The sequence below is a fragment of the Seonamhaeicola algicola genome (genome assembly GCF_007997385.1).
In the GTDB taxonomy this organism is placed as follows: Bacteria; Bacteroidota; Bacteroidia; order Flavobacteriales; family Flavobacteriaceae; genus Seonamhaeicola; species Seonamhaeicola algicola.
Map to the genome: position 1 here is coordinate 443,486 of NZ_VOSC01000019.1, position 12,009 is coordinate 455,494.

The 12,009-nt window shown below is 31.1% G+C and carries 13 protein-coding genes; 9 read left to right on the top strand and 4 right to left on the bottom strand.

Translation table 11 applies throughout. The annotated features are described in order from the left end of the window. Window positions 1–67 precede the first annotated feature (67 nt). Together FUA26_RS07355 and FUA26_RS07360 are read left to right on the top strand one after the other, a co-directional pair. Complete coding sequence (locus FUA26_RS07355; RefSeq protein ID WP_147134391.1) at window positions 68–1,897, top strand: SLC13 family permease; 1,830 nt, start codon at window positions 68–70, stop codon at window positions 1,895–1,897. Between the two features lie 11 nt (window positions 1,898–1,908). Then, a complete protein-coding gene (locus tag FUA26_RS07360) occupies window positions 1,909–2,595 on the top strand; it encodes a DUF2490 domain-containing protein (protein WP_147133748.1) in 687 nt (228 codons plus the stop codon). Window positions 2,596–2,606: 11 nt separating this feature from the next. On the opposite strand, the gene rlmF is transcribed toward FUA26_RS07360, so the two are convergent. Next, window positions 2,607–3,485, bottom strand: a complete 879-nt coding sequence (gene rlmF, locus FUA26_RS07365; RefSeq protein ID WP_147133750.1) for a 23S rRNA (adenine(1618)-N(6))-methyltransferase RlmF — start codon at window positions 3,483–3,485, stop codon at window positions 2,607–2,609. Window positions 3,486–3,595: 110 nt separating this feature from the next. On the opposite strand from rlmF, the gene FUA26_RS07370 reads away from it, so the two are divergent. The 3 genes from FUA26_RS07370 (at window position 3,596) to FUA26_RS07380 (ending at window position 5,303) form a co-directional block, all read left to right on the top strand. Further along, window positions 3,596–4,255, top strand: a complete 660-nt coding sequence (locus tag FUA26_RS07370) for an HAD family hydrolase (protein ID WP_147133752.1) — start codon at window positions 3,596–3,598, stop codon at window positions 4,253–4,255. A gap of 124 nt (window positions 4,256–4,379) precedes the next feature. Next, window positions 4,380–4,574, top strand: a complete 195-nt coding sequence (locus FUA26_RS07375) for a hypothetical protein (protein ID WP_147133755.1) — start codon at window positions 4,380–4,382, stop codon at window positions 4,572–4,574. Beyond that, window positions 4,575–5,303: a hypothetical protein gene (locus FUA26_RS07380; protein WP_147133758.1), complete on the top strand. Its 729-nt coding sequence runs from the start codon at window positions 4,575–4,577 to the stop codon at window positions 5,301–5,303. It begins immediately after the preceding gene. A gap of 49 nt (window positions 5,304–5,352) precedes the next feature. On the opposite strand, the gene lpdA is transcribed toward FUA26_RS07380, so the two are convergent. After that, a complete protein-coding gene (gene lpdA, locus FUA26_RS07385) occupies window positions 5,353–6,753 on the bottom strand; it encodes a dihydrolipoyl dehydrogenase (protein ID WP_147133761.1) in 1,401 nt (466 codons plus the stop codon). A gap of 132 nt (window positions 6,754–6,885) precedes the next feature. Then, complete coding sequence (locus FUA26_RS07390; protein WP_147133764.1) at window positions 6,886–8,472, bottom strand: S41 family peptidase; 1,587 nt, start codon at window positions 8,470–8,472, stop codon at window positions 6,886–6,888. A 110-nt stretch (window positions 8,473–8,582) separates the two neighbouring features. Between FUA26_RS07390 and smpB the strand changes: the two genes are divergently transcribed. Genes smpB through FUA26_RS07405 form a run of 3 tightly spaced genes read left to right on the top strand, consistent with a single transcriptional unit; the run spans window position 8,583 to window position 10,211 of the window. Continuing rightward, window positions 8,583–9,041 (top strand): SsrA-binding protein SmpB, encoded by a 459-nt coding sequence (smpB, locus tag FUA26_RS07395; RefSeq protein ID WP_147133766.1) that lies wholly within the window; start codon window positions 8,583–8,585, stop codon window positions 9,039–9,041. 58 nt (window positions 9,042–9,099) lie between these two features. After that, window positions 9,100–9,651 (top strand): hypothetical protein, encoded by a 552-nt coding sequence (locus FUA26_RS07400; RefSeq protein ID WP_147133768.1) that lies wholly within the window; start codon window positions 9,100–9,102, stop codon window positions 9,649–9,651. A gap of 17 nt (window positions 9,652–9,668) precedes the next feature. Continuing rightward, a complete protein-coding gene (locus FUA26_RS07405) occupies window positions 9,669–10,211 on the top strand; it encodes a pyridoxamine 5'-phosphate oxidase family protein (protein WP_147133771.1) in 543 nt (180 codons plus the stop codon). 26 nt (window positions 10,212–10,237) lie between these two features. Here the strand turns inward: FUA26_RS07405 and FUA26_RS07410 are convergent, their stop codons facing one another. After that, complete coding sequence (locus tag FUA26_RS07410; protein WP_147133774.1) at window positions 10,238–10,879, bottom strand: protein-L-isoaspartate(D-aspartate) O-methyltransferase; 642 nt, start codon at window positions 10,877–10,879, stop codon at window positions 10,238–10,240. 169 nt (window positions 10,880–11,048) lie between these two features. Between FUA26_RS07410 and FUA26_RS07415 the strand changes: the two genes are divergently transcribed. Beyond that, window positions 11,049–12,008, top strand: a complete 960-nt coding sequence (locus FUA26_RS07415) for a Gfo/Idh/MocA family protein (RefSeq protein ID WP_147133777.1) — start codon at window positions 11,049–11,051, stop codon at window positions 12,006–12,008. Window position 12,009 lies beyond the last annotated feature (1 nt).

The window sequence follows — 12,009 nt, forward strand, 5'->3', positions numbered from 1 at the left end:
ATACATGCCTTATACAGGTAGTAATTTTACCTCATAATTAATACTAAAAAAATCAGGTATGTATTTAATGTTATTCATTTTAGTTATAACCATTGGGTTATTTGTATGGGGCAAGTTTACGCCAGATATTGTGGCGCTAATTTCAATGATTAGTTTATACTTAACGGGTATTTTAACAGCTTCTGAAACACTTAGTGGCTTTAGTAACCCTACAGTAATTATGATTGCCGCCCTATTTATTATTGGTGAAGGAATTGCACAAACTGGATGGACGGCTATGGCCGGAAAAAAGTTTGTAGAATGGGCTGGTAAAAGTATTCCTAAACTTTTAGTTATTGTTAGTTTAGGCGCCGGTGTACTATCTGGTTTTGTTAGTAATACTGGTACTGTTGCTACTTTAATGCCTTTAACTATATCTTCAGCTTGGAGCATTGGTACTTTACCTTCAAAAATGCTAATGCCTGTTGCTTTTGGCTCAAATACTGGTGGTTTGTTAACACTTACTGGTACACCACCAAATATTATTGCTAGTAATGCTTTAGTTGAAAATGGATTTGAAGGATTTTCGTTTTTTGAATTTGCACTTATTGGTATACCACTTTTAATTATTGCTTTGGTTTATTTTAGGTATGTTGCTTATAAATTATTACCTAAAAATAAAACTAATAACAAGCCTGTAAATATTGAATCTACTCTACATAATTGGATTGAAGCTTATAAAATTAACGACGATTATTACAGGTTACGCATCAGGTCTATTTCTCCCATGATTAATACAAAGCTTAAAAAGTGGGATTTAGAAAAAAAATATAATGTTACAGTTATTAGGCTTAAACGCAGGCATCCTAATATGCTTAAAGGTATTCCACAGTTTGAAGAATTCCCAGATTTAAACACCAAGCTTAAATACCATGATATTATTACTGTAAAAGGTAGCACCGAATCTATTAATAAATTAATGATAGAATTTAGATTAGGTTTACTACCACTAGAACCTGTTACTGATGAGTTAAAACACAACCTTATTAACCAAGAAGTTGGTATGACCGAAGTTATTGTAAACCCAAACTCCATTTTTGTAGGAAGAAAATACAAACTTGGTGATTATTTTAAACGTTTTGGTATTCAACTACTTGCTGCTTCTAGAAACAATAAACCGCTTTTAGATAAAGAAATTACAGTTAAAGCTGGTGATGCATTTTTACTTAGAGGTACATGGGGCAGCATTGAAGACCTTAAAAACCAACATGAAAACCTTGTTATTATAGGTAGCCCCGAAGGAATGGCTAAAAATGTTGAAAGTTTAAACCATAAATCATACATAGCCTTAGGCGCATTGTTACTTATGATTGTTTTTATGGTATTTAAAATAGTTCCGGGGTCTATTGCTGCTTTAATTTCAGCTGGTATTATTTTATTAACAGGTTGTATTCCTATGGCTAAAGCTTATAAAGGTATAAGCTGGATAAGTGTTATAATGATTGCCGCTATGATACCAATGGGTATTGCATTACAAAAAACAGGTACTGCGCAAGTTATTGCCAATGCCTTGGTTGATTATTTAGGCTCTATACACCCAATAATGCTTTTAGGCGGTGTATTTTTATTAACAACAACCTTTAGTCAGGTTATAAATAATTCGGCTACTGCAGTATTAATGGCTCCTATTGCTATACTGGCAGCAAACTCTTTAAACCTATCACCTGAACCTTTTATGATTGTAGTAGCTATAAGTGCTTCTACTGCATTTTTAACACCTATTGGTACTACAACAAACGCTATGGTAATGACGGCTGGTGGTTATAAATTTATGGATTACCTAAAAGTTGGCGCACCACTTTTACTACTATTTTTAATTGTAACGCTTTTACTAGTACCCGTTATTTGGCCATTTTAAATTAATGTATAATGAAAAAAATAAGCACTATAATTTTTGTTTTTATTTGTTGTAATGTATTGGCACAATCGCCTATTGAAGATAAAATGGGTTCTTGGTTTACCTATGGTGCTAGCTACAGAATTTCAGATAAAATAAGTATAAGCAACGTTGTTCAATCTTGGCATTATGAAGTAGCTGATAATTTTAATTTTTTGTTTACCAGTTTAACATTAAACTACCACGTATCACCTAAAATAACAACATCGGTAGCTTATGGCTGGATGGATATTGATAGCGGATTTAACAAACAAGGGCCACATACTTTTGAAAACAGAACCTATGAGCAATTAGGTTATAAACACAAAATAGGCAAGCTTCCTTTTGATCATAGATTGAGATTAGAACAACGCTTTTTAAATAAACCTGCACCAAAAGATAATGTTTTTCATAACCGTATGCGTTATAGGTTAGGTTCAAAAATTAAATTAAATAACACTTTTTTTATACGGTTGAATAATGAATTTATTTGGACTATTCAAACTGAAAAAAATGATGCCTTTACAGAAAATAGAGCTTATGGCGCTTTAGGCATTAACGTATTTAAAAGTGCAAACATACAGGTAGGCTATTTAAACCGAAAAATTAAAGGATTAGACCTACACAGATTACAACTTGGATTTTTTTACAAATTAGATTTAAGAAAGAAAAACATTTAGTTAGATTTAGTTTATTCTTGGAAAGACCAGGCAATAAAGCGTACTGTTTTATTGCCTGTTTCCATGTTTATAACCTTTATTGATGTTGCTCCTAATTTCTTTAATGACACTTTTAAACCTCTTATTAAATCTTTTTTTGATACTAACGACGAAAACCAAACACATTGCGCTTTAAATAATGAGCTTTCATATAAATAATTATGAAGAAATGCTTTTTCGCCACCTTTATACCAAAGTTCGTTATGTGTTCCTGAAAAGTTTCTTACTGGTTTATTTTCTACAGCTATATCAAGCCCTTTTAATTTTCGCTTTGTAGCATCAATTGCCTCTTGTTCAGATGTATAAAACGGCGGATTACACATAGATACCAAAAAAGAATCAGTTTCATTTAAAACACCTTTTAAAATATGTAATTTATTTTTTTGATGTCGTAATTCAATATGTGCATTCAAATTATTTTTATCAATAATTAATTGTGCATTTTGTAAAGATACTTTATCAATATCTGTAGCTACAAATTGCCATTTATAAACTGCATTACCAAGCAACGGATAAATACAAGTAGCCCCAGTACCAATATCTAAAACCTTAACACTATCACCGTTATTTTTAGGCCTTAAAATATCATTTAAATAGTGTACATAATCTACTCTACCAGGTATTGGCGGGCATAAATTATCATCAGGAAATTCCCAAAACTTAATATTATAATACTTATACAAAAGTGCCGTATTTAGGGCTTTCACTGCTTTTGGGTTTGCAAAATTTAGTGTTGTATTTTTATGTTCGTTTTCAAAAACAAACGTATTCAATTGTGGGTACACTTCGCACAAAGCCTTTAAATTATAGCCTGTTTTGTGCTTATTCTTTACATGTAATCTTGCGGCCAATGTTATTTTGTGTTTTTATTTCACTAAAATTGCCATATAATTTTAAATCACCAAAATATTTTATAATCAACTTTTATCAATTGCTTATCTTCGTCAAAAAAAAGTAAAATATGCTAAAAGCCGTTATTTTTGATATGGATGGCGTTATTATTGATAGTGAGCCATTACATAACAAAGCGTATAATGATATGTTTAATGAAGTTGGAATTGATGTTTCTAAAGAACTTTACGAATCGTTCACAGGGCAATCTACCATTAATATTTGCAAACGTTTATGTAATTATTTTAATTTAGAACAAGCTCCTGAAACCTTAGTTGCTTTAAAACGTAAACATTATAAACAGTTTTTTGAAAGTGATTCAGGTTTAACTTTAATTGACGGTGTTTTAGATTTAATTAAAGATTACCACAACAATGGTTTAACCTTAGTTTTAGGGTCATCTGCCTCAATGGGCGGAATTAATCAAATTTTTGAACGCTTTGATTTAAATCAATATTTCAAGGCGAAATTAAGTGGTGCCGATTTAAAAGAATCTAAACCAAACCCTGAAATATTTATTAAAGCCGCCGAAGCATCAGGGTTTAAGCCTGAAGAATGTATAGTTATTGAAGATTCTACCAACGGTATTAAGGCTGCTAATGCTGCAGGTATTTACTGTGTTGGTTATGACAGTTTTCACTCTAAAAACCAAGATTATAGTTTAGCAAACAAAGTTATTAGCAACTTTAACGAAATTACTTTTGATAAAATTAACGCTATATTAAATTAGATTTTATTCACTAAACTTAAAACCTAATTTTACATAAAGTATTAAACCATAAAATTTTATATCACTAAATATTGGTTTGGAACAAAATTTGTATTAATTTAGTAACACAAACATTATCAAAACTATGCCTAAATTAAGTTTTTCATTTATGCGAAAGCCTAAAACAAAAGACACTGGACTTCGAGGTACTTTTGGAGGAAGACTTTATGTTGATAAAAATGTTTTTTATAGAAGACAAGATATACAAGACATTATAAATGAGATAAAAAATTCTGAATCAATAAAAGAACAAATATCTCAAAGTAAAGCTAGCGCGTAAGTGCCTTATAATTTATTTTTACTGCCCATAATTACAGGATACCTTATCCTTACTTTTTCTTTACTATTTAAGTATAATTTACAACGCCTTTCTAGAAACAGAATTTTATTTGAATCTGTTGGCATTGGTGTAATAATAGTAATTTTTGGTTTTTTAATAAGAACTGTTTTAGAAACAATTTATAAACCCATAATTACTATTCCTTTAAATTATTTAAATGTTTTTCCTATTGAAAAACCCACTTATTTCTGGACAGTAGTTTTTTCATGCCTCATTGGTTTATTCATAACTTGGTGTATTAACAAATATATTAGACGAAATTATAAAACTGACGAACCTATTATATGGGCTATTAAACAAAATGGAGACGAAATTGAAAGGCTTTTTAAAGACTCGGTTGAAAAAGGTTTTGCTATGCAAATAACATTAAAAAATAATAAAGTTTACATTGGGTTTTCAGAAACAATACCTATCCCACAAAAAACGAATTATTTAACAATAACTCCAATTATAAGTGGATATAGAGATAGCGAAACAAAACAATTACACATAACAACAGATTATTTTAAGGTAGTTGATGAGTTTATTGAAGATTTAAATGAACATAACGACGAAAAAATTGAATCTATAAACTTAAATACAGATATAATAATAAAACAAGACGAAATACTTTCTGCCAGCGTGTACGAACAAAAAATTTACGATAAATTCAATAAACAAACAGAATAAAAAAAAGCCCAATGTTAATTGGGCTTTTTTGTATAGTTAATAATAACTTTTAAACATGCAGTGCCCTATCATCAGTTGCAGCTAAAGCCGCTTCTTTAATAGCTTCAGTAAATGTTGGGTGTGCATGAGACATTCTAGAAACATCTTCGGCACTAGCTCTATATTCCATAGCAACAACTGCTTCAGCAATCATATCGGCAGCACGTGCTCCAACCATGTGTACACCTAAAATTTCATCGGTGTTTTTATCGGCTAGTACTTTTACAAATCCATCAATATCCATACTTGCTCTAGCTCTACCTAAAGCTCGCATTGGAAATTGACCTGTTTTATATGCAACACCTGCTTCTTTTAATTGCTCTTCAGTTTTACCAACAGCGGCTACTTCTGGCCATGTGTAAACTACACCTGGAATTAAATTATAGTCTATATGTGGTTTTTGTCCTGCTAAAGTTTCAGCTACAAACACACCTTCTTCTTCAGCTTTATGAGCTAACATTGCGCCTTTTACAACATCTCCAATAGCGTAAATGTTTGATGCGCTGGTTTGTAAATGGCTATTTACTTCTACTCTACCTCTATCATCTAATTTAACACCTGCAGCTTCAGCGTTTAAACCATTGGTATACGGACTACGACCAACAGATACTAAACAATAATCGCCTTTAAATTCAACTTCTTCGCCTTTCTTATTATCGGCTTTTACAATAACTTCATCACCAACACGCTCAACAGATTTTACTTTATGTGATGCATTAATTTTGAATTTTTGTTTCTTTAAAACTTTATTAAGTTCTTTTGAAACACCTGCATCCATAGTAGGTACAATTCTATCAGCATACTCAACAACTGAAACTTCGGCACCTAAACGTTTATAAACTTGCCCAAGTTCTAAACCAATAACACCACCACCAATAACTATTAAATGCTTTGGTATTTCTTTAAGTTTTAAAGCTTCGGTTGAAGTTATAATGCGCTCTTTATCAATATTTATAAATGGTAAACTAGAGGGTTTACTTCCTGTTGCAATAATGGTATTTTTAGCTTCAATTCCGGTAGTTTCTTCACCTGAAATTGTAATATGTGTAGCATCTTTAAAGCTTCCTAAACCTTGATATACATCAATATTATTCTTCTTCATTAAAAAATCTATACCACTTGTTGTTTGATCAACCACGGCTTGTTTGCGAGCAATCATTTTTTCAAGATTTACCTTAACATCACCCGGAATTTCAATACCGTGTTCTTCAAAATGTTTTATGGCATCTTCATAATGGTGTGAAGAATCTAAAAGTGCTTTACTTGGTATACAACCTACATTTAAACAAGTACCACCTAAAGTTGCATATTTTTCTATTATGGCGGTTTTCATTCCTAATTGTGCGCATCTAATAGCAGCAACATATCCACCAGGACCAGAACCAATAACGGCTACATCATATGAATTCATAAACTAATTTTTCTATTTAAAAATTGGTATACCAAAAGTACAAATGTTTTATGGTAAGGCAATGAAAAAGTGCTTTTAAAACACTTTTATGTTTTTTGTTATGTTTTAAACATATAGTTAGCTTACAAATAGCTACTCTGCCTTTCCTAATTTATTTAAAACCCATTGTAACTCAGGGTCTATGTTTTGTTGCCGGTGTTGTATGGTTGGTAAAATTTCAACATCGGGTTTTATACCAAAGCCATCGGGTTTTTGTTTATAAGGCGCTTCTATTTGCATTAAACCCATACGAACTTTTAACTGTGTATTTGGTAGTTTATAATTTTTATAAATGCCAGCTACTGTTCCATTATAGGCGCCTCCTGTTTCTTCGCCAACAAATGTTGCTCTTTTTGTGGCTTGCAAATGTGTTGACAGTAATGATGATGCTGAAAATGAATTACCGTTAATTAATACATACATATTACCTTTATAGTTAAGCGGGTTTGGTTTCCCCTGTTTTGCCCACTTAAACTTATAATAAATTTTACCGTTTTCTTTTTTGGTACGTAATAAATTTTGCACCAAAATAACTGGCGATACTAAGCCACCAAAAATTTTCATACTAATTGGTGATGTATTACTAAACGCATATTTAAAAAAAGGTGTACGACTGTTTACTTCACTTTTTAAAATGAACTGATACTCTTTATCTGTTAAATATGAATATAACTTATAAATTTCTGCAATGCGGCCGCCACCATTATCTCTTAAGTCTAAAATGAAATTTTTTGTTTGTAAACTATCCATTTTTGCAAAACTTTCTTGATAAAACTTTTTATAGTTACCGTTGGTAAAACTTCTAATTTTCATGTATGCCACAGAACTATCGGTGCCTATAAAATTAAAATTACGTGTGTATTGTTTTCTTTTTGAAATATATCCGTGTTTTTTATTATACTTTTTGCGCGCTTTTTTTGCTATTTTAAGTGCCTTTTTTTCTGCTTTAGTAAGTTTTTTGGGAGCTTCTTCTTTAAGAGAATCTGTTATTACTTTTTTCTTTTTTTCGTTTTTAGCAATACGTTTTAAGGTTTTTGTAAAAACCGAATCGTTTTTTTTAAATGTAACCTGTAAGCTATCTAAAAACCCTTTTTCTTTATAATAAAACGTTGTGAAACCTTTACTTACAAATCTGTTATGCAATGTGGTGTTAAAACCATCGGAAGCAAAACGTGTTTTCAATGTTTCTACTATTTTTTCAGTTGGCTCACCTGCTATTGTTACTACTTCACTACCTACTAATATTGAGTCTTTGCCGCGGTTTGCTATTACCCAAAGCTTATTATTTAAATATTCAAAATCTAAATTATAAAACTGAAATTTTTGCTTAAGTAATGCTTTACGTTCTTTACGCTTAAATTGTTTTGATACTGAACCAACCGCTACGTGCCCTTGCCTAACATTTGCCACTACAGGTGCTAATACTTTATAAAAAGCACGCGAATTCATAGGTGATTTTATACTTTTTTTTAAACTATCAAACTTAAAATCTAACGTTTCTTTGGGCGTGTACTGATATAGTTTTGGGTGATTTTTTTGTAGTTGTTTGTATAGCTTATCAATATCACTATGCAAATCTTCAACAGTATGTAATTTGGTTATTTGAGCATTGTAATTATCAACACTTTTACAAGCATTTAATTGTAAAAAAACAATGGATAAAAAAAGTAGTTTTCGCATAAATAAGTATATAGTATGTGCTAAAAATAATTGTTTAGCTTTATTTTTTAAATATTTTAGTAATATTTTATCATGCTTCAAATTAAAAAATTCATGTATTTTTGTGCCCCATGCAAAAAACGGTTAACATATTAAATAAAAAAGCGCGCTTTCAGTATGAAATACTAGACAAGTACACTGCTGGTATTGTATTAAGTGGTACTGAAATTAAATCTATTAGAAATAGTAAAGCTTCTATTGCTGAAAGTTTTTGTGAATTTAATGATAAAGGTGAGCTTTTTGTGGTTAATATGACTATTGAAGAATATAGCTTTGGCACACATTACAACCACAAACCAAAAGCCGTTAGAAAACTACTTTTAAACAAAAAAGAGTTAAAAAAACTTGAAAAAGAAGTACAAAACTCTGGTTTAACCATTATTCCTTTAAAGCTTTTTATTAATGATAAAGGCTTTGCTAAGCTTAATATAGCACTTGCAAAAGGGAAAAAACTTTATGATAAACGCGAAACTATTAAAGACCGCGATAATAAACGTAACCTAGACCGCATTAAAAAGAGTTTTAAGTAATTTACTGGTTAAAATAAATTCAGTATTTTTCGTGTTTGTAATTTCAACTTAAAACACCATGAAAAATACAGCATTACTTCTATTATTTACAGCTACAATTTTTAGTGTGAATGCTCAAAAAAACTCAAAAAATGAGGGTCCAAAAGTTTTTGGTATTGATACAACTAAAGCATTTACAATTGATAGTACCATAAAAACATTATATAAAACAATTTCTGGTGAAAAAGGCGAAGCAAGAAACTGGGGGCAATTTAAGTTTCTTTTTTATAAAGATGCTAAATTAATTCCGTCTGGTAGAAATAATGAGCGCGTTTATAAAGCACGCTACTTATCTGCTGATGATTATGTTAAAAACTCAGGGAAATGGTTAGTACAAAACGGATTTATTGAAAAAGAAATAAAACGAGAAGTACAACAATTTGGAAATTTAGCACATGTTTTTAGCACTTACGAGTGCTACAACAGTAAAACTGACGAAAAGCCCTTTATGCGTGGTATTAACAGTATTCAGTTAATGTTTGACGGCAGCCGTTGGTGGATTTTAAATATTTATTGGACTAACGAAAACAAATTCAACCCAATACCAAGAGCTTATTTACCAAAATCTTAATTTAAAGATACAAAAGCATGTCTAAATTTTATACTGAAATTACACCTGAACTTCAAACATTTATTGAAAACCAAAAGATTTTTTTTGTAGCTACAGCTGCTCACGAAGGTAGAATTAACTTATCACCTAAAGGTTTAGACACGTTCAGAATTATAAACAAAAACACCATTGCATGGTTAAACCTAACCGGTAGTGGTAATGAAACAGCAGCGCATTTACTAAAAAATAACCGCATGACCATTATGTTTTGTGCTTTTGAAGGCAAACCACTAATTTTAAGATTATACGGGCATGCTAAAATTTACCATGAGCGCGATGCGCCATTTAAAAAACACATAACACGTTTTGATAAAATAGCTGGTACAAGGCAAATTATTGAAATGCAAATAGAATCTTTACAAACATCATGCGGTTATGCGGTACCTTTTATGAATTTTAAAGAAGAACGCTTACAACTTAATAAATGGGCCGAAAAACAAGGCGAAGAAAGAATTAAAAAATATCAACAAGATAAAAACACAAAAAGTATTGATGGCTTTGAAACCGGGCTTTTAAATTAATTAGCATATTGATATTGCTAAGAAACCTAATTCTTATCTTCTAACATAGGTACAAACCTAAACTCGCCTAATTCATGTTGTTCAAACTCTTTAGCACCTTTTCTAATAAAAAGGTTCATAACTTGCACATCATTACCAACAGGAATCACTAAACGTCCACCAATTTTTAATTGCCCCAATAAAGGTTTAGGTACAAAAGGTGCACCAGCAGTAACAATAATACCATCAAAAGGAGCTTCTTCAGGCAAGCCTTTATAACCATCACCAAAAATTAATTTTTTAGCTCTATACCCTAATTTTGGTAAAAACTTACTAGTTATTTTAAAAAGTTCATTTTGTCTTTCAATACTATAAACCTTGGCACCCAACTCACACAACACAGCAGTTTGGTAGCCACAACCTGTACCAATTTCTAAAATTTTATCGCCATTATTAACTTGTAATAATTCGGTTTGAAACGCAACCGTGTATGGCTGAGAAATAGTTTGATCTGCCGCAATAGGAAACGCCTTATCTTGGTAAGCATGGTCTAAAAAACTAGAATCCATGAACAAATGTCTTGGCACTTTACCTATAGCCTTTAAAACGGCTTCATCAACTATTCCTTTGGCTTTTACAACATTAACAAGTTGCTGCCTTAACCCTTTGTGTTTAAAAGTATCTTTCAATATTGTTGGTTGTTTACAAGGCTAAAATTAGTTAAACATTTTAAAGGTTAAAATAATATTATTAATAATTTATTAACGGTAAAAAAATTCTGTATTTAAATATAAATTTTAGCTGCAAATGGTTAAAATCATCTTTTAATTATGTTATTTTTGTTGAAAACCTAATATTATGCTAAACGCTGGTGTACTAGGTGCTGGCCACCTAGGAAAAATACATTTAAGACTTTTAAAACAATCTACTAAATACAACCTTGTTGGCTTTTATGATGCCGATGAAAAAAATGGCAAAAAAGTTGAAAAAGAATTTGGTTATAAATTCTTTAAATCTATTGATGCGCTTATTGATGCTGTTGATGTTGTTGATATTGTAACACCAACACTATCACACTATGATTGTGCAAAAAAAGCCATTAAAAAAGGGAAACATATTTTTATTGAAAAGCCCATTACAAATACAGTTGAAGAAGCTGAACATATTAGAGAATTACTTGCCGAAAACAATTTAAGAGGACAAGTAGGCCATGTTGAGCGTTTTAACCCCGCATTTTTAGCAGTAAAAAACGATATAAAAACACCTATGTTTATTGAAACACATAGGCTTGCAGAATTTAACCCAAGAGGCACCGATGTGCCTGTTGTGCTAGATTTAATGATTCATGACATTGATATTATTTTAAGCATTGTAAAATCTAAAGTTAAACACGTATCAGCAAGTGGCGTTTCAGTAATTAGTGATACACCCGATATTGCCAATGCGCGTTTAGAGTTTGAAAACGGTTGCGTTGCTAACCTAACAGCTAGTAGAATTTCGCTTAAAAAAATGCGTAAAGCACGTTTCTTTCAAAAAGACGCCTATATATCAGTAGATTTTTTAGATAAAAAATGTGAAGTTGTTAAAATGAAAGACGCCCCTGAAAACCCTGGCGATTTTGATATGGTACTTCAAAATGCCGAAGGCGTAAAAAAACAAATATATTTTGACAACCCTAAAATTACTGAAAACAATGCCATTTTAGATGAGTTAGAAGCTTTTGCAAATGCCATTAACACCAACACAACTCCTGTAGTTACACTTCATGATGGCACCGAAGCACTACGCGTTGCAAATCAAATAATAAATAATTTTTAAT

Bases quoted from the DNA above. Each gene is read 5' to 3' on its own strand.
- FUA26_RS07355 (WP_147134391.1), top strand. From the start codon at position 68: ATGTTATTCATTTTAGTTATAACCATTGGGTTATTTGTATGGGGCAAG.
- FUA26_RS07360 (WP_147133748.1), top strand. From the start codon at position 1,909: ATGAAAAAAATAAGCACTATAATTTTTGTTTTTATTTGTTGTAATGTA.
- FUA26_RS07370 (WP_147133752.1), top strand. From the start codon at position 3,596: ATGCTAAAAGCCGTTATTTTTGATATGGATGGCGTTATTATTGATAGT.
- FUA26_RS07375 (WP_147133755.1), top strand. From the start codon at position 4,380: ATGCCTAAATTAAGTTTTTCATTTATGCGAAAGCCTAAAACAAAAGAC.
- lpdA (WP_147133761.1), bottom strand. From the start codon at position 6,753: ATGAATTCATATGATGTAGCCGTTATTGGTTCTGGTCCTGGTGGATAT.
- FUA26_RS07390 (WP_147133764.1), bottom strand. From the start codon at position 8,472: ATGCGAAAACTACTTTTTTTATCCATTGTTTTTTTACAATTAAATGCT.
- smpB (WP_147133766.1), top strand. From the start codon at position 8,583: ATGCAAAAAACGGTTAACATATTAAATAAAAAAGCGCGCTTTCAGTAT.
- FUA26_RS07400 (WP_147133768.1), top strand. From the start codon at position 9,100: ATGAAAAATACAGCATTACTTCTATTATTTACAGCTACAATTTTTAGT.
- FUA26_RS07405 (WP_147133771.1), top strand. From the start codon at position 9,669: ATGTCTAAATTTTATACTGAAATTACACCTGAACTTCAAACATTTATT.
- FUA26_RS07415 (WP_147133777.1), top strand. From the start codon at position 11,049: ATGCTAAACGCTGGTGTACTAGGTGCTGGCCACCTAGGAAAAATACAT.